The sequence below is a fragment of the Hyphomonas sp. genome, assembly GCF_036964145.1.
GTDB lineage: Bacteria > Pseudomonadota > Alphaproteobacteria > Caulobacterales > Hyphomonadaceae > Hyphomonas.
The window spans coordinates 564214-581748 of the sequence record NZ_JBALUC010000001.1 but is presented as its reverse complement, the minus strand read 5'-3'; the positions used below and the strand labels follow the sequence as shown (position 1 = coordinate 581748).

18 protein-coding genes are annotated in these 17535 nt (G+C 60.9%); 12 read left to right on the top strand and 6 right to left on the bottom strand.

Features of this window, described 5'->3' with window-relative positions:
• Positions 1-9 precede the first annotated feature (9 nt).
• On the bottom strand, positions 10-1374 hold the full coding sequence (locus V7660_RS02850; protein WP_335601614.1) for an ABC1 kinase family protein: 1365 nt from the start codon (positions 1372-1374) through the stop codon (positions 10-12).
• Positions 1375-1628: 254 nt separating this feature from the next.
• Here V7660_RS02850 and V7660_RS02845 point away from each other — a divergent pair, with 254 nt between their 5' ends.
• The 6 genes from V7660_RS02845 to recF all read left to right on the top strand — a co-directional run bounded on the left by V7660_RS02845 (position 1629) and on the right by recF (position 7658).
• A complete protein-coding gene (locus V7660_RS02845) occupies positions 1629-2411 on the top strand; it encodes an enoyl-CoA hydratase (protein WP_335601613.1) in 783 nt (260 codons plus the stop codon).
• 129 nt (positions 2412-2540) lie between these two features.
• Positions 2541-2804, top strand: coding sequence for a 30S ribosomal protein S20 (gene rpsT / locus V7660_RS02840; protein WP_034810557.1), 264 nt, complete (start codon positions 2541-2543; stop codon positions 2802-2804).
• Positions 2805-3349: 545 nt separating this feature from the next.
• Entirely contained in the window at positions 3350-4807 is a 1458-nt protein-coding gene (locus V7660_RS02835) for a DnaA ATPase domain-containing protein (protein WP_335601612.1), read from the top strand.
• A gap of 191 nt (positions 4808-4998) precedes the next feature.
• A complete protein-coding gene (gene dnaN, locus V7660_RS02830; protein ID WP_335601611.1) occupies positions 4999-6120 on the top strand; it encodes a DNA polymerase III subunit beta in 1122 nt (373 codons plus the stop codon).
• A gap of 103 nt (positions 6121-6223) precedes the next feature.
• Positions 6224-6520, top strand: coding sequence for a putative quinol monooxygenase (locus V7660_RS02825; RefSeq protein ID WP_335601610.1), 297 nt, complete (start codon positions 6224-6226; stop codon positions 6518-6520).
• Positions 6521-6545: 25 nt separating this feature from the next.
• Entirely contained in the window at positions 6546-7658 is a 1113-nt protein-coding gene (gene recF, locus V7660_RS02820; RefSeq protein ID WP_335601609.1) for a DNA replication/repair protein RecF, read from the top strand.
• On the opposite strand, the gene V7660_RS02815 is transcribed toward recF, so the two are convergent.
• The gene (locus V7660_RS02815) at positions 7655-9196 is read right to left on the bottom strand and encodes a TadE/TadG family type IV pilus assembly protein (protein ID WP_335601608.1); all 1542 of its coding nucleotides are present in this window, start codon (positions 9194-9196) and stop codon (positions 7655-7657) included. The genes recF and V7660_RS02815 overlap by 4 nt on opposite strands.
• A gap of 226 nt (positions 9197-9422) precedes the next feature.
• Between V7660_RS02815 and V7660_RS02810 the strand changes: the two genes are divergently transcribed.
• Positions 9423-10217 (top strand): thymidylate synthase, encoded by a 795-nt coding sequence (locus tag V7660_RS02810; RefSeq protein ID WP_335601607.1) that lies wholly within the window; start codon positions 9423-9425, stop codon positions 10215-10217.
• Here V7660_RS02810 and V7660_RS02805 read toward each other — a convergent pair.
• Complete coding sequence (locus V7660_RS02805) at positions 10214-10570, bottom strand: carboxymuconolactone decarboxylase family protein (protein WP_335601606.1); 357 nt, start codon at positions 10568-10570, stop codon at positions 10214-10216. The genes V7660_RS02810 and V7660_RS02805 overlap by 4 nt on opposite strands.
• Positions 10571-10651: 81 nt before the next feature.
• Positions 10652-11320, bottom strand: coding sequence for a hypothetical protein (locus tag V7660_RS02800; RefSeq protein WP_335601605.1), 669 nt, complete (start codon positions 11318-11320; stop codon positions 10652-10654).
• A gap of 159 nt (positions 11321-11479) precedes the next feature.
• Here V7660_RS02800 and V7660_RS02795 point away from each other — a divergent pair, with 159 nt between their 5' ends.
• Positions 11480-12016 (top strand): dihydrofolate reductase, encoded by a 537-nt coding sequence (locus V7660_RS02795; RefSeq protein WP_335601604.1) that lies wholly within the window; start codon positions 11480-11482, stop codon positions 12014-12016.
• Between the two features lie 68 nt (positions 12017-12084).
• Complete coding sequence (locus V7660_RS02790; RefSeq protein ID WP_335601603.1) at positions 12085-12993, top strand: SMP-30/gluconolactonase/LRE family protein; 909 nt, start codon at positions 12085-12087, stop codon at positions 12991-12993.
• A gap of 9 nt (positions 12994-13002) precedes the next feature.
• Here V7660_RS02790 and V7660_RS02785 read toward each other — a convergent pair whose 3' ends face one another.
• Positions 13003-13398, bottom strand: a complete 396-nt coding sequence (locus V7660_RS02785; RefSeq protein WP_442910009.1) for a winged helix-turn-helix transcriptional regulator — start codon at positions 13396-13398, stop codon at positions 13003-13005.
• Between the two features lie 60 nt (positions 13399-13458).
• Here V7660_RS02785 and V7660_RS02780 point away from each other — a divergent pair, with 60 nt between their 5' ends.
• Positions 13459-14193 (top strand): SDR family NAD(P)-dependent oxidoreductase, encoded by a 735-nt coding sequence (locus V7660_RS02780; protein WP_335601601.1) that lies wholly within the window; start codon positions 13459-13461, stop codon positions 14191-14193.
• A gap of 35 nt (positions 14194-14228) precedes the next feature.
• On the opposite strand, the gene V7660_RS02775 is transcribed toward V7660_RS02780, so the two are convergent.
• Complete coding sequence (locus V7660_RS02775; RefSeq protein ID WP_335601600.1) at positions 14229-15404, bottom strand: Mrp/NBP35 family ATP-binding protein; 1176 nt, start codon at positions 15402-15404, stop codon at positions 14229-14231.
• A gap of 98 nt (positions 15405-15502) precedes the next feature.
• Here V7660_RS02775 and hflK point away from each other — a divergent pair, with 98 nt between their 5' ends.
• Complete coding sequence (gene hflK, locus V7660_RS02770) at positions 15503-16636, top strand: FtsH protease activity modulator HflK (protein ID WP_335601599.1); 1134 nt, start codon at positions 15503-15505, stop codon at positions 16634-16636.
• Positions 16636-17532, top strand: a complete 897-nt coding sequence (gene hflC, locus V7660_RS02765) for a protease modulator HflC (protein ID WP_335601598.1) — start codon at positions 16636-16638, stop codon at positions 17530-17532. The genes hflK and hflC overlap by 1 nt, the downstream gene beginning before the upstream one ends.
• Positions 17533-17535 lie beyond the last annotated feature (3 nt).

Genomic DNA, 17535 nt, shown 5'->3' with positions numbered 1-17535 from the left:
TCCTTAGGGTCAGTCGAGCCCGACAGCAGCCTTGGCCTCAGCCTGCCGCGCTGCGACCGTCTCAATGTCAAAGCCTTCGAGGCTTTCGTTGAAGAGGCGATAGAAATTCAATTCTGCCCCGAGGCGGAGGTACGCTGCGCCCAGGCCGATGGCGGCGCGGTCCATAAAGACGAATTCGCGCGGGATCTTCACGGGTCCCTTTTCCTTGAGCAGCTTGCGGACGGCGAAGGCTTCCTTGCGGCCATACTCGCCCGGCGTCACGCCGTCAGCGACCGAGCGGACCCGGTCGTCCAGCAACGGCCCATAGATAAAGCGCGCCCAGATATTCAGCACTTCGACCAGCTCGCGAGACAGATCGCTGAAACCCCATTTCTCATAGGCGGCATAGGCGGCGTCGAAATCGTCCGCCAGGATCGCGCGATAGAGATCGACCACGCCGCTGACGAATTCGGGCGGGAAGATGCGGATGCAGCCAAAGTCGAGCAGATTCAGGCCTGTCCCCTCCCCGGTCACCTGGTAATTGCCGAGGTGCGGGTCGCCATGGATCACGGCATGGGAGTTGAACGGGCCCCACCAGGTCCAGAACAGCATTTCGGCGATCCGGTTGCGCACCTCCTGCGGGGCATCCTCAAACGCATCCAGCCGCTTGCCGGATACCCAGCTCATGGTCAGCAACCGGTCAGTGGACAATTCCGGCACCGGATCCGGCACGGTGACGAAATCGCGATCTGCCAGCATGTTCGCATAGAGCGCCATATGCTTGGCCTCGCGCGCATAATCGAGCTCTTCGCGGAGGCGGTCGGTAATTTCATCCACCATTGCGCTCGGATCGATGGAGCCATCCATCCGCTTGAACAGGCCCAGCATGGTCTTGAGCTGGCCGACATCGGATTCCACCGCGCTGGCCATGTCAGGATATTGCAGCTTGCAGGCGACCCGGCGCCCATCATGAAGGGTTGCGCTGTGGACCTGGCCGAGCGAGGCGGCATGCGAGGCCTCCTTTTCGAACGCGCCGAACTTCTCCTGCCAGCCGGCGCCCAGTTCAGCGCGCATCCGCCGCTTGACGAAGGGCCAGCCCATGGCGGGGGCTTCGGCCTGCAACTGGCTGAGCTCGGCGGCATATTCGGGCGGCAGGAAATCCGGAATGGTTGACACCATCTGGGCAACCTTCATCAGGGGCCCCTTGGACTTGCCGAGCGCCGCGGCCAGCGCACGGGCGATCTTTTCCTCTCCCTGATCCCCGCCAAACAGGCTCTGGGTGGCGAATGTCAGACCTGCTCCGGACAGGTTCGCGCCAACTTTCGCTGTGCGGGCAATCCGGCCCGACAGGCGGTTGCGCTCGGGGTCTCGGGATGTTTCTGTGTCGTCAGTCATGGGCGGGATATAGGGGGCCGCCCGCCAAACAGCCAATCAGGATGTTTCCGGCCCCTGTCCCACATATGACTCGCAATGGATGACAAATGCGTCATGTTTGCGGTATAGGCGCGCCTTCGCGAAACCAGCGCGATGAAATACAGCAACGCCCCAGAGATTTTCCGGTCAGGGCACCGGATGTAGAGTGTCCCGAATGTTACAGGCTGCGGCAGACCGACTGCCAGCGCCAAACCGCGACGAGCAGGATTTACAGAATGTCTTACAAAACGCTCCTCACCGAGATTGACCAGGAAGCCGGCTTTGCCGTGATCACGCTCAATCGCGCCGAGAGCCTGAATGCCCTCTGCGAAGAGATGATGAATGAACTGACCCATGCGCTGGACCGGTTCGAATCCGATCCGGAGATTGGCTGCATCATCCTGACCGGCAGCAAGAAAGCCTTTTCCGGCGGGGCCGACATCAAGGAAATCCAGGAAAAGACCTATCCGGAATCCTATTATGAGGACTTTATCAGCCGGAACTGGGAACGGGCTGCGCGGGCGCGCAAACCGATCATTGCCGCTGTGTCTGGCTATGCCATTGGCGGCGGCTGTGAACTGGCCCTGATGTGCGACATCATCCTGGCCGCCGACAATGCCCGCTTCGGCCAGCCGGAAGTGCGCCTTGGCGTGATGCCCGGCGCGGGCGGCACGCAACGCCTCGCACGCGTGATCGGCAAATCGAAAACAATGGAACTCTGCCTGACCGGCCGCATGATGGAGGCCGATGAGGCCGAACGCTGCGGCCTCGTCAGCCGCGTTGTTCCGGCCGACGATCTGATGGACGCTGCCCGTGAACTGGCCCGCACCATCGGCTCGATGCCGCTGGCCGCCGCCATGATGACCAAGGAAGCCATCAAGATCGCCTATGAGACTCCGCTCTCGCAGGGCATCCAGTTTGAACGCCGCATGTTCCAGTCGCTGTTCTCGACCGATGACCAGAAAGAAGGCATGGCGGCCTATGTCGAGAAACGCTCGGCTCATTTCAAAGACAAATGATGCTGAAAGCCCCGGCCCACCTGCTATTTCCTGCAACCAGCCTCAATTGCGCGGTTGACGCCTTCGCACCGTTTATGTATTCCCCCGCCTTCAGCCCGAAGGGAGCCCTTTGGGCCACAGGAGTTTAATATGGCTAATACCCGTTCCGCCAAGAAAATGGTCCGCAAGATTGCGAACCGCACCGAAGTGAACAAAGCCCGCCGCTCGCGCGTGCGTACTTTCGTTCGCAAGGTCGAAGAAGCAATCGAAGCCGGCGACAAGTCTGCTGCCCAGGAAGCGCTGCGCTCTGCCCAGCCTGAACTGATGCGCGCGGTGACCAAAGGCGTCATGCACAAGAACACATCGTCGCGAAAAGTTTCCCGTCTGTCGGCTCGCGTCAAAGCGATGGGCTGATCGGCACCTTCCCGATTGAAAAAACAGAAACCCGCCTGACTGTTCAGGCGGGTTTTTTCATGTCAATATCCTAATACAACAATTTGGACCTTTCCGAATTCAACATCAAAACAACTGGATGTTTCCTGGAAGGATTGCGAAATTGGCCTGACTGGCAGGTTCCGTATTGCAGTAATGTTAGGGCTCCTTAACAGCACTGCGAAACATGCCGCTTTTTTTGGGGATATCCACAGGCTTATACCTGCGTCCCCTGTTGACAGAACAGGTGCGAACAAATGTGTGGAGCGACTCACTCACAAAAAAAGATCAGTTCTCAAGCGCCTGATTTGATTGCGGTTTGAGGTACAGGGGAAAGAGTCAACCAACCAAATCCTGTTGTCGTATAAAAGTTGCACTTGTCAGCAAAACCCCCATTGAGTAATTTCAATTTACCAACAGAAAAGTTCTCCCGACACGGAGTATATGTGTGACCGAATCTCGGTTCGGAAGGGAAGCTGCGTGCCAGTTGGTCAGGGTGAAATTATAACTAGAAAATGGGGCTCGGCATGGACGGGAACAAACTCTTTGATTCAAAAACTGGCGTAGACTTCGAGAAGATGAACAAGAGCAAGAATGCTCCGGGCAAGGAGATTTGGCTGACCGTTAAGGCTCATCTTGCGACAATCCTGAACACGGCCGACTATGACCGCTGGATCGATGGACTCCGCCTTGTGGCCGAGTTCAATGGTGAAATGGTGATTGCCGCGCGCGATCCCCTGTCCTTCGACCGTGTCTATGGCGCGCACCGCCATGCCATCCAGCGCATCTGGCGCGAGCATGATCCTGCGCGCCGCGCGATCAAGCTGGTCTGCTGGCGGACCGCGCCTGCCGAGCTGCTCGACATCGTCGAGGATCCGTGGGCAACCGCCGAAATCGTCGAGGATGCACACGCACAGGCCGAGACCTCAGGCTCCGGCACAGGCGCACCGGTCATGAGCTTCAACACCCTCGTCACGGGTGAGGCAAACGAGCTGGCGGTCGAGATGGCCAAGCGGATTGCGGGCGGACTGCCGGTCGGAACGTTGACAACCTTGTTCTATGGGCTTCAGGGCACCGGCAAGACGCACATCCTGCATGCGCTGAAGACCGCTGCCGGACAGCGGGGCGAGGATTGCCACGTCGTCTACCTGACGGCCGAGGAATTCCTGTCCTCCTACACAGACGGCGTGAAGGTGAAGGATACCAGCGCCCTCAAGAAGCGGCTCCGCGCGGCGACGATCCTGATGATCGACGACCTTCACCGGATCAGCGGCAAGCCCGGCACCGAGACCGAACTGTTTCAGAACATTCGTGAAGTCACGGCGAATGGCGGCCATGTCGTGCTGGCGGGTGACAAGGCCCCCGGCGACGTCACCGGCTTCAGCCCGCGCATGATCAGTGAGCTGAAAGGCGCCACGACCGTCGAGGTCGGTGCCCCGGATGCCGGTATGCGCGAGCAGATCATGCGCAGCCTGGCCGACCATATCGAGGCGGGTCATCCGAATTTCGTCGTCACCGACGAGATGATTGCCGAGTTCAATGCCGGCATTCGCGGTCAGGCCCGGGAAATGACCGGAGCGATCTGGAACCTCTATACCGAGGCGGCTTTCGGCATCCGCACGCCCACGCTGGACATGGTGCACAAGATCATCCGCCGGACCGAAGGCGATGTGCGCCAGCCCTCCATCGAGCTGGTCAAGAAGGCGGCCATGAAGGTGTTCGAAGTCACGAAAGCCGACATGGAAAGCCCGAGCAAGGCCCGCGCCGTGGTGTACCCACGCCAGATCGCGATGTATCTGTGCCGGGAGCTGACCGGGAAATCCTTCCCGCAGATCGGCTACAGCTTCGGCAAGCGCGATCACACCACGATCCTCTACGCGCACCGCAAGGTGGCCAAGGCCCTGCCGGAAAATACCGAGCTTGGTGCCCACATCAAGGCGGTCAACGAGACGATCCTGGAGCTGCAGGCGGCGGGCCTTAATTAGGCAAACTCAGCCAACCGCGCTGAAAACACGATCGGCGCTTGGCTTTTGCCCCTGTTTGAGTAAGTGTGCTCGGCCCGCTCTCCCCGCAGAGCGGGCCGATTCCATTCCGGACGGCGGTTCCGGGCGGGACCGGTTGGACTGGTAAGGAATTCCGGGCTTCCGAAAGAGGCCCCCGACGAACGGAACGTACGATGAAACTGACGATTGAACGCGGCGACCTGCTGAACGCACTGTCACACGTGCAGAATGTGGTGGAGCGCCGGAACACGATCCCGATCCTCTCCAATGTCCTGCTTCAGGCAGGCAATGGCGAGCTGAAACTCACGGCAACCGACCTCGACATCGAGGCCGTCGACAGCGCCGATGCGACCGTCACGCGCGAAGGCGCGGTGACGGCTCCGGCCGGTACGCTGTTCGACGTTGTGCGCAAGCTGCCCGCTGGCTCAGAAGTCGAACTGGAAGTCCAGCCGGAAGGCCAGCGTCTCGCCATCACGGCAGGCCGCTCGCATTTTGAGCTGCCGACCCTGCCAGCCTCTGACTTCCAGACCATGAGCTCGGACGATACGCCGACCAAATTCTCGCTCGGCGCGAAGGATTTCGCCCGCCTGATCGACAAGACACGGTTTGCGATCTCGACCGAGGAAACCCGCTACTATCTGAACGGCGTTTACCTTCACGCGGCCCAGACTGAGGACGGTCAGGCCGTGCTGCGGACGGTGGCTACGGACGGCCACCGCCTCGCCCTCGCAGAACTCCCGGCCCCGGCCGGCGCGGAAACCCTCGAAGGCATCATCGTGCCCCGCAAGGCTGTCGCAGAAGCGCGCCGGCTCGTCGACGGGGTGGATGGCGACATCGAGATCGAAGTCTCCGACACGAAGATCGTCGTGCGCGCAGGCCGCGCCGTCCTGACCTCGAAACTGATCGACGGCTCCTTCCCCGATTATGGCCGCGTTATCCCGAAAGGGAATGACCGGAAGCTGACCATCGACAACAAGGCCTTCGAAGCCGCTGTCGACCGCGTCTCGACCGTGTCGGCTGAGCGTTCGCGCTCGGTGAAGATGTCCCTGTCTGATGGCAAGCTGGTGCTCGCCGTCAATCATGCAGAGACCGGCGTGGGTAACGAGGAACTCGAAGCGGACTATGGCTCCGAGGCGATGGAGATCGGCTTCAACGCGAAATATTTGCTCGACATTGCCGGCCAGATCGAGGCCGTCGAAGCCGAGTTCATGTTCAGCGATCCGGCCTCCCCTGCCCTCGTGCTCGATCCGTCGGATGACAGCGCCCGCTATGTGCTGATGCCGCTTCGGGTCTAGCAGGCCGATGGTGCCACTGGATCGCCGGACCGTCCTTGCCAGCGCGGCCGCGGCGACGAGCCTGGCAGCATGTGGTATCCAGTTTGGCAAGGAGACAAGCAGCATGTACGGTCTGATTGGCAAATTCACCGCAACAGACGGTAACCGGGACGCCCTGATCCGCATTCTGCTGGACGGCGTGTCGGGCATGCCAGGCTGTCTCAGCTATGTTGTGGCCAGTGACCCGGCCGATGCCAATGTGATCTGGATCACGGAAGTATGGGACAGCAAGGAAAGCCATGCCGCCAGCCTGTCCATGCCCAGCGTGCAGGAAGCGATCGGCAAGGGCCGCCCATTGATTGCCGGCATGGAACGGATCGCGGAGACCCGGCCCGAAGGCGGGCACGGGCTCGACTCCTGACCTCTGGCCGCTCCATACAGCCCGAATGACCGCCCTTACCCGCCTGACCCTGACTGACTTTCGCAATTATGCGTCCCTCAGCCTGCCGCTCGATGGCCGGCATGTCTGTCTGTACGGGTCAAATGGGGCAGGCAAGACCAATTTGCTCGAAGCCGTCAGCCAGCTCGGCCCCGGTCGTGGCCTGCGCTCGGCGACCCTGCCGGAGATGACCCGGAAGGACGCGCCCGGTGGCTGGGCCGTCTCCGCTGCACTGGCGAACGAGCAGCGCATCGGCGTGGGCCTCGACGCTGGCCCGAACGCCAAGCGCACAGTGCGGATCGATGGCGCGACGGCGACGGCGTCCGATCTCGCAGACCTGGTGCGTATTGTCTGGCTGACGCCTGCCATGGATGGCGTGTTCCGGGGCAGCACGTCTGATCGGCGCCGCTTCTTCGACCGGCAGGTGATGGCGCACATGCCAACCCACGGCACGGCCGCCAGCCGCTATGAAAAGGCCATGCGAGAGCGCAACGCCCTGCTCGAACGCGGGCATGTCGATCCGGCCTGGGCCGATGCGATCGAGGCCCGCATGGCGGAGTCAGGCGCGGAAATGGCCATCAATCGCGCGCATGTGCTGGAAGCCCTGCAAGCCGCCATTGATGCGCGCCCCGAAGGCTATTTCCCGAAGGCTGACCTTGCCCTCGACGGCAAGGCCGAGCAGGCCGCCATTCGCGGCGAGGATTTCAAGACGATCTTTGAAGCCCTGACAGACACGTTCCGCACGACGCGCCGACGCGATATTGCCGCCGGGCGGACCATTGACGGGCCACACCGCTCCGACCTGACCGTTATCCACCGCCCAACGGGCGCGCCTGCCAAGGACGCCTCCACGGGCCAGCAGAAAGCCTTGCTGATCGGCCTGATCCTCGCCTCTGCAGCCGCCCTGCGCGCGGGCGGCGATGGCCCCTCCCCCCTGCTCTTGCTGGACGAGGCCGCCGCGCATCTTGATGCGGACCGGAGAGCCGCCCTGTTCGATGAGCTGACCGCGCTTGGGGGTCAGGCCTGGCTGACCGGTACGGAAGCCTTCCTGTTCGAGGCCTTCGGAGACCGGGCGCAAACCGTGCGCATTGATGACGGCACGGCGGTCGCGGAATCCTAGCTCTTGATGCGCAGATCGGAAATCGACTGGGCAATCTCGCGATAGACTTCCTTCAACTCGTCGCCGTTCGACGCGTCGAATGCATAAGCCGGGCTGGTCGCGCAGTATTCCATGATGGTCCGCCCGTCCGATGTCTTCTGGACATAGGAGGGCACCTGGAAGCCCACCGTATAAATCTGGACGTTGGACGGCTCCGCTTTCATTGCATCACAGAGATCCATCGCCTGCCGGAAGGAATTCTTGCTGGCGGTCGGATGGTTCGCATTGAAATCGCCATCCGTCATCAGGATGACCGCCTTGGTAACGTTGATCTCGTCATAGGCCCAGGGCTTCGCCGTCTCGGGCCAGATGTCCTGCCAGTTTGGCGACAGCAGGTACCAGCCCCAGGCAACACCTAGATGCCCGGCTGTGCCGCCATTGGCCGTCATGCTGTTTACATGCGCGGTCAGTGCAGCCTTGTTCTCGGTCAGAGGCACCGGCCCGGTTGCCCGGCATCCGGCATAGTAGAAATCCAGCGCACCGGTCGAACTGTTGGCACCGCCATTCTCGATCTCGTTCTCACCGTAATATTTGTCGTAGTCGCTATCATAGAAATTCCAGCGCGGATTGCCGGCACCGATCCAGGCAAAGTTGCCGGGTGCGGCATCACTAGCGGCATAACTCCCCGTGCGCTCATAGACGCAGGTGTCCGTGGCAGACGAGTCGTCCCAGAACCATCGGGCGACGTCCCAGTCATAGTCACCATATCGATTGCAATCGTCAGGATCGGACTCGGTACAGGTGCCATCCTGATAGTACATGAAGCGCTTGCCCGTGGCCTGATCATACATCCGGGCACTGTTGTAGGAATTGTAATTGCTCAGCCCATTGCTGTTGGACGTATCGGCGGGAATGGTGACACTGCGTGTCACGTCATTGAAATACGCCCCCGCATTGACGGCATTGTTGTAGGTCACGATTCCCAGCCGCACCGTGCCATCCAGCACCTGATCGTCCGGCAGCAATTCGTCAAAGGCGATGATCGCAGCCTCTTTCAGCAGGGTCAGCCTGTTGTTGCTGTTCATGGAGCCGGAAACGTCGAACACGAAGGACACATCGATCTTGCCGACCGAGAAGGTCGAAGTGGATGAGACGTTGAAGCTCATTTCGTCATTTCCGAAGATGTTGGAAATGAAGGTGGGCTGGGTGCACCGCATCTTGCCGAGAATATCTTCGCTGTCCTCGGAGAAGGTCACGGTGACCGGCGTACAGGACAAGCCGCCTCCGGCCGTATCGATCAGCGGGTTCATGTATTCGCGAATGTCCGCGATCACCGCCTCATCCGTTGCACCAGCCTGTCGCGACAGCGCGCCGGCCAAGACGGCGGAGTCCATTGCGTACTGTACCCGGGCCTGTTGGCGGAAGATGAATTCAAGGTCGACCGCGAGCCCAACCAGCGCCACCATGGAGGCCAGAATGAACGCGGTGAGCACAGTCAGGTTGCCGCGTACATCGCGGGCAATCTGCTGCACTTGCATGTTTGCAGATCGTATACCCATCCCGCGCGCCCCTGATCGCCAGCACCATTTCACAAGCCTGGATTTTCGCTCAGAGTGATTTCCCCTGACTTCAGATACACCCTGAAAATCGGCGGATTGCCGAAAGGGGTCGTTTACCCTGATGGAGCCCGGCTCATGCCGGTCAAAGCGACTGCCGGGCCTTGCCCGCGCGAGGCCTTTTCGTGATATCCTTCCCCGACAAAACCGATTCCCCACCGAGGCCGACATGCAGCAATATCTCAATCTCCTGCAGGACATTCTGGACAATGGGCATGAACGTGCCGACCGGACTGGTACGGGCACGCGCGCCGTGTTTGGTCGCCAGATGCGCTTCGACCTCGCCGATGGCTTTCCGATGGTGACCACCAAGAAACTGCATCTGCGCTCGATCATCATCGAACTGCTCTGGTTCCTGAAAGGCGACACGAACATCGCCTATCTCAAGGAAAACGGCGTTTCGATCTGGGATGAATGGGCCGACGAGAATGGTGATCTCGGCCCCGTCTATGGCAAGCAGTGGCGCAGCTGGGCCGCGCCGGATGGCCGGGTGATCGACCAGATCCAGTGGGTGCTGGACGAAATCCGCACCAATCCCAATTCCCGCCGCCTGATCGTGTCCGCCTGGAATCCGGCCGATGTGAACGAGATGGCCCTGCCGCCCTGCCACTGCCTGTTCCAGTTCAATGTCATGGACGGCAAGCTGAACTGCCAGCTCTATCAGCGTTCGGCCGATGTCTTCCTCGGCGTACCGTTCAACATCGCATCCTATGCACTGCTCACCCTGATGATGGCGCGTGCGACGGGGCTGGAAGCCGGTGAGTTCGTCCACACATTCGGCGATGCGCACCTCTACCTGAACCATATGGAACAGACCCGGCTCCAGCTGACCCGTGAGCCGCGCGCCCTGCCCCGCATGATCCTGAACCCCGACAAGACTGACCTGTTCGGCTGGGAGTATTCAGACTTCACCGTCGAAGGCTACGAGCCGCACGCTCACATCAAGGCGCCGGTGGCCGTCTAGGCCTCTTCAAGGCTCTGCCAGGCCGTCCAGGCGTCGCCTGCATACATGAGGCTCGGGCCACCGCCCATATAGACCGTCATGCCCAGCGCTTCGGCGACTTCCTCATCCGTCGCGCCGAGACGCTTCAGTGCCTTGGTGTGAAACCCGATGCACCCGTCACACTGCTTGGCCACGCCAATGGCAAGGGCAATCAGCTCCTTGGTCTTCGTGTCGAGCGCGCCATCCGCCAGGGCCGTCTTGGCCATCGCGTTGAACTGGGTCAGCGTGTCTTTCGCGCCGGTGCCCCGCAGGCCGGAGATCCCCTCGCTGATCGCGCCCGTTATCGCGCCATAGTCTTTCTTGCCGTCCGCCATAATCGACTCCTTATTTGCATATTTGCGCAAATATGCAGACTTCTGTGACATCAGCAATATGGATATTCCCGGATAGTACAGTCAGGCCGCCGCCGGATCGACCAGGCCCAGATTTTCCCGGCGCCGGATCACCGCAGAGACGATCACCGCTCCGACCATCTTGCCAATCACGAACACGATCCAGTTCCAGACATGCAGCGAATTGCCGGGGTCCATCCCCAGCTCCATCTGTTTGGCGAGGTCTGCGCCATACAGGAACACCGTCGTATCAACCGGCGCGGCCAGCGCACTGGAAAGCAGAATCCGGGTCGAGAGCCGATATTTGGTGAAGGTAAACATCAACCAGTCGACCCCCTCGGAAATCGCGAAGGCAATGCCGCTGGCGAGGGCGATCACGGGCCATGCATAATAGAACGACCAGGCGATCGCCATGGCCATCACGAGCAGCACCCGGTGGCCCATTTCGCGCTGCACAAAATCCCGGATGACGAACACCATTCCGGTCACCATGGTCATCGGGTGGAGGGAAACGCCCTGCGCGGTCAAACCTGTGCCCGTCGGGGCAACAATCTGGAATTCCGGGATAACGCCGAACGACCAGTTCAGGAAAGGAATCAGGGCGACATAAATCAGTGCCCATCCCCGCCCCCGAAGCAGCCAAATTGCCAAGAACGACAACAGAATGGCAGGAAGTGCCAATGCGATATGATCCGGGTTTCCATTGGTGAGAATCGCTACAAACGTTTTCATCAAAATATTCCCCCGCGGAACTGTTTTTCAGCTTGTGAAAACTGAAGAAAGAAGGTTGCATTCACCCTACGAACTCGGCTCTGCATGTATTCCTGCAGATGCGAAAGGTCACAAGGGCCAGCCGCAAAATATGGTACAAGTAGATTGGAACCGATCAGTATGTCGGCACATGTAAAACTTTGCCTGATTGCCGCTCGGGCCCGCAATAATGTGATCGGCACCGGGGGAGACCTTCCCTGGCGCCTGAAAAGCGACCTCGCTTTCTTCAAGAAGGCGACCTTGGGCTGTCCGATCATCATGGGCCGCAAGACCTGGGAAAGCCTGCCGGTGCGCCCTCTGAAGGGCCGCGAGAATATCGTGATGACGCGCGACTGGGCCTACAATGCCGAAGGTGCGCGCGTCTATTCCAGCTTTGCGGCCGCCACCAATTCCGCCCGCGCCGTGGCCGCCCGGACCGGCGCCGACAAGGTTTTCGTCATTGGCGGGGAAGCTATATACAATCTGGCCCTGCCCCTGGCGGATCGCATCTACCTGACCGAGGTCGATGCAGAGCCGGAAGGTGATGCCCACTTTCCTGACCTCGACACAAGCCAATGGGCGGAAACCGGCGCGGAACGGTTCGAGGCCGGCGAGGGCAATGATTTCGCCTTTACCATCCGCCAGCTGGATCGGGTCGGCGCGTTTACTTCCCCCTAGGGCACTTGTTGTCCCGCTCGGGATCGCCGCCTAACCTCCTGCCAAAATGGCGAGGAGGAAACAGCCACATGGAATTCGAGATCATCACAAGCGGACTCCGCTTTCCCGAGGGCCCTGTCGTCATGGCCGACGGCAGCATCATCGTCGTCGAGATCGAGAAGAAATGCATCACGCGCTGCTGGGGCGACGGCAAGACCGAAGTGATCGCGACGCCCGGCGGCGGCCCCAACGGCCTCGCCATCGGACCGGACGGCGCGCTCTGGGTCTGCAACAATGGCGGCTTCCTCTACACCGACATGGACGGGCTGCTGATCCCCGGTAACTGCCCGGACGATTATGATGGCGGACGTATCGAACGCATCGACCTCTCCACGGGCAAGGTGGAGCGCGTGTTGGATACGGTCGAAGGCCATCCCCTGAAAGGCCCGAACGATCTCGTCTTCGACAAGGCCGGCAATCTCTATTTCACCGATCATGGCAAGACCTATTCCCGTCACCGAGATTTCGGCGGCTTGTTCTTCCTCGCCAATGGCGCCAGCGAAGCCAAGGAACTGGACTTCCACTATTCCAGCCCGAACGGCGTTGGCCTCTCCCCGGACGAGCAGACGGTCTACATGGCCGACACCATGACCGGCCGGATGTGGGCCTTCGACCTGGAAAGCCCGGGCGTCATCAAACCCGTCTCCCCCTTCAATGGCGGACGGGTCGTCGCCACCATGCCGGGCCTGCAATATTTTGACAGCCTCGCCATGACGGCGGCCGGCAATGTCTGCGTCGCGACCATCCTCAATGGCGGTATCACGACCATCACGCCCGGCGGAGACTTCCATCATACCGCCTTCCCGGACCTGATCGTCACCAATATCGCCTTTGGTGGCGACGATATGCAGGACGCCTATGTCACCCTGTCGAGCACGGGACAGCTGGCCAAATGCCGCTGGCCGGAGCCCGGCCTGAAACTGAATTTCAACGCCTGATACGGGCGATCATTTGGCGGGGGCCTGGCCTTGGACAGACAAGGCCCCCGCAATTTGCTCGCGGTGCGCCTCCCCCCAATCGCACAGGGGCATGAAAGTCTGGCTGAGGCTCTCTCCCAGGCATGTCAGGGAATAGTCGACGCGGGGCGGGACTTCCCCGTAATCGGTCCGCTTCACGATGCCATGCAGCTCAAGCTCCTTGAGTTGCTGGATCAGCATCTTGTCGCTCACACCCTCAATCGACCGCTTTAACTCCCCATACCGGAGGGGACCCTTTGCAAGGAAAAAGAGGATCAATGGCTTCCATTTTCCGCCAATCACGCGGAGTGCAGCATCCAGTCCACAAATGAAGGGTTTCACCGTCCAATCCTCCCAGGCTTTTTTGATACTTACCAAATAGTGCATACTTGTCCAAAAGTAAGCACCCTCCCAGCTAGCCGTCTCCACAAGGAAAGGAGATCGGAAATGAAAAAGCTTGAAGGAAAAATCGCGGTCATCACAGGGGGCGGGTCCGGCATCGGGCTGGCGACTGCCAAACGCTTCGTGGCCGAAGGGGCCGAGGTCTACATATTCGGGCGTAGACAGGACGTTCTGGACGCGGCCGTTGCAGAATTGGGACCGAATGTACGCGCCGTACAGGGAGACGTCACCAGCCTGGATGATCTGGATCGGCTCTATGAGCGGGTCAGATCAGAACAGGGCCACCTCGACATCCTGTTCGCCAATGCAGGCCTTGGAGATGTGGCGCCCTTGGGCGAAATCCTGCCGGAACAATTCGACCGGACCTTTGGCGTGAATGTCAAAGGCACCCTGTTCACCGTGCAGAAAGCCCTGCCCCTGTTGAAAACGGGCAGCTCCATCATTCTCACCGGATCGACCACGGGTGTCATGGGCACGCCGGCCTTCAGCGTCTACAGCGCATCAAAGGCGGCTGTCCGCAATTTCGCACGCAGCTGGGCGCAGGATCTGCGCGGCACAGGCATTCGCGTGAATATCCTGGTTCCCGGCGGCACCGAGACCGAGACCGTCATGCGGGATATCGGGGCCGACGTGATGACACAGATCGGGGCGGCCAGCCCGCTCGGCCGTCTGGGACACCCCTCCGAAACAGCGGCCGTCGCCGCCTTCCTCGCCTCCGATGACAGTTCCTACATGACAGGTGGCGAAATCTTCGTCGACGGGGGGCTGGCACAGATTTGACGGCGCACGGATGCGGCCGCCAGATTGGGTCCGGCCTAGTCCTCGAACACAATCTCGGGCGCAGGCTTCGATTCGAGCGTATCCAGCCCCATCGCAACGCGGCGGGCCAGTTCATGAAAGAGCTGGCCCGTCGTTTTATCTGACAACGCCGCCGGCTTGCCTGAATCGCCGCCTTCACGGATCGCCTGCAACATAGGCAGCTCCGCCAGCAATGGCAGGCCAAGGGCATTCGCCGTGGCGGTGCCCCCGCCCTGCCCCATCAGGTAATGGCGATTGCCCGCCGGATCTTCGAACCAGCTCATTGTCTCGACAATGCCGAGGACCGGCACTTCCGTTTTCGCAAACATCGCCGCGCCGCGGCGCACATCCGCCAGCGCGACTTCCTGCGGGGTCGTCACGATCAGCGCCGCCGTCACCGGCACGCGCTGGGCAATCGTCAGCTGGGCGTCACCTGTTCCCGGCGGCGTGTCGATGATCAGCACGTCGAGGGGCTCTGCCGACGTGCCCCATTCGGCATCATTCAGCATTTGCGTGATCGCCGACATGACGATCGGGCCTCGCCAGATCATCGGCGCGTCCGGGTCCGACAAATATCCGATCGACAGCGTCTTCATGCCGAAGGCTTCGACAGGTTGCAGCTTGCCGCTCTCCGGGGACGTCACCGGCTCTGCCGACACTGTGCCCAGCATGGTCGGAATGGACGGGCCATAGATGTCGGCATCCATCAGACCGACCTTCATGCCGGCCTTTGCCATCGCAGCAGCAAGATTGACCGCAACGGTGGACTTGCCGACCCCGCCCTTGGCACTGGCCACGACGAGAATGCGCGAGATGCCCGGAATCGAGGATTTGGGCGTGCTGCCAGGGACATTGCCCTGCTGCATCGCTTCATCAGACAGGCGGGCGCCCTTGCGCACGCGCTTTGACGCCGGCGCATGGGACAGGTGAACCTCTTTCGCCGGGGCCTGGCTCGCGCGTTCTGCTGTCAGTACGCTGCTCACGGACTTCACCCCGGAGATCAGTTCGACCTTGCCTTCCGCCTCAATCCGGCGCGCTTCGGCGTCTTCCGGCGCAGCTGGATCAGCCTGGATCACGAGCACCGCGCGACCGTCTTCCCCGACCGAAACCGATTCGAGCCAATCGGGCCGTCCGAGCGTTTCCGCGATCTTTTCCTCGAGTTTCCGGCGTGATTTATCCTTCGATCCGAACAAACTGTGCGACTCCACTGCTCTTGATGCCTGCAAACAGGCATGCACATATCACCAAAGCGCCTATATAGAACCCATGCACAGTAATACAGGGAGGGCTCATGCCCTGGGATGACAAGACTAAATCCAGCGGCCCGTGGGGCGGCGAGGGCGGAAATGATAATGGGGGCGGCAAGGATAGCGGCTCCCCATGGAATCGCCCCGGCGGCTCAGGCAGCGGTGGGGGCAATGACCTCGAAGACCAGATGCGGCGCATGCAGGAACGTTTCCGGCAGCGCGGTGGCGGCGGTGGCCGTCGTCGCGGCGGCGGTGGAGGCGGGGGCGGGACCAATTTCGGTCCGCTCGGTTTCCTCGTCATTGCCGGGATCGCGCTCCTCGCCTGGCTCTCTACCAGCGTCGTGATGGTGGATCCGGGCCAGCAGGCCTCCGTCTTCCGTTTCGGCAAATGGCAGACCAATTTCGGTCCCGGCCTTCACTTCCACCTGCCTGCCCCGTTCGAGGAGCATGAGCTGGTCGAGGTCGAAGCCCGCCGGAAGACCCAGATCGGCCAGACCATGGATGAAAGCCTGATGCTGACCGAAGACGAAAACATCGTCGACATCCAGTTCTCCGTCTTCTGGCGTGTGAAGCCGGACGCCCCTCAGGACTACATCCTGAACGTCAAGCAGCCCGACATCGCCGTGGAAATGGTCGCGGAATCGGTCATGCGGGAAGTCGTCGGCAAGACGCGGCTCCAGAGCGTGATCACGACCGAACGGGACGTGGTCCAGACGGAAGTCGCCAATCAGGTCCAGACCCTGCTGAACGATTATCGCGCCGGTATCCAGATCGTGAGTATCCAGATCGACAAGGCCGACCCGCCCCAGCAGGTCATCGAGGCCTTCAATGATGTGAACGTGGCCGAACAGGACGCCGAGACCAACATCAACCGCGCCACCCAATACGCCAACCAGATCGTGCCACAGGCACGGGGTACGGCCCAGCGCCTGCTTCAGGAAGCTGAAGGCTATCGTGACCAGATCGTCGCCGACGCCCAGGGTGAAGCGTCCCGCTTCGAGCAGATCTATGAGGAGTACCGCAAGGCGCCGCGCGTCACGCGGGAACGCATGTATCTCGAAACCATGGAACGGGTGCTTGAGCGGACCGACAAGACCATTCTCGACAGCAATTCCGGCGCGGTGCCCTATCTGCCGCTTGACCGGGTGCAGTCTTCAAACCGCGAAGGACAGAACTGATGCGTAATCTGAGCTGGTTTGCCCTTGCCATCGTCGCGATCGTATTGGTCGCAATCCTCAATTCCTTCTACGTCGTTCGCCAGGACGAACAGGCCCTGATCCTGCAGGTCGGTGAACCGCGCGCCGTGATCAACGCACCGGGCACGGATGAAGCCGGGCTGTATTTCAAGATCCCGGTCATTCAGACGGTTGAAAAGCTCGACCGGAAGAACCTCGGACTTGATATCGAGAACATCCAGGTCCTGGCCTCCGATCAGCGGCGCCTCGCCGTCGATGCATTCGTTCGCTGGCGCATCAGCGATCCGTTGCAATTCTATCAGAGCCTCCGGACCATTCCGGGCGCTGCCAACCAGCTGAATGATGTGACGAAGGCGTCCATTCGGGAAGTCATGGGCGATGTGCCAGTGCCTGAGATCATTTCAGGCCAGCGGTCCGAACTGATGGAAAACATCCGCGAGAAGGTTGCCAATGAACTGGCAGATGCCGGGATTTCCATCATCGACGTCCGCATTCGCCAGGCCGACCTGCCACGCGAAGTGGCAGATGGCGTCTACAGCCGGATGCAGACAGCCCGTAAGCAGGAAGCCGAGCGCATCCGTGCCGAAGGCGAGGAGCGTGCCCGACTGATCCGCGCCCAGGCGGAACGGGAAAAGACCGTGCTCGAGGCCCAGGCCCGTGAACAGTCCGAAGTGATCCGCGGTGAGGGCGACGCCCGGTCCACCGAAATCTACGCCAGTGCCTACAACAAGGACGTCGAATTCTTCCGGTTCCAGCGCGCGCTGATCGCTTGCGAAAACTCCATCCAGGAAGGCACACGCATTGTCGTGGCGCCGGATTCGCTGGGGCTCTGCGATGAGTTCATCAATCGTGCCCGCGCCAATGGCGGCTCTCGCTAGGAC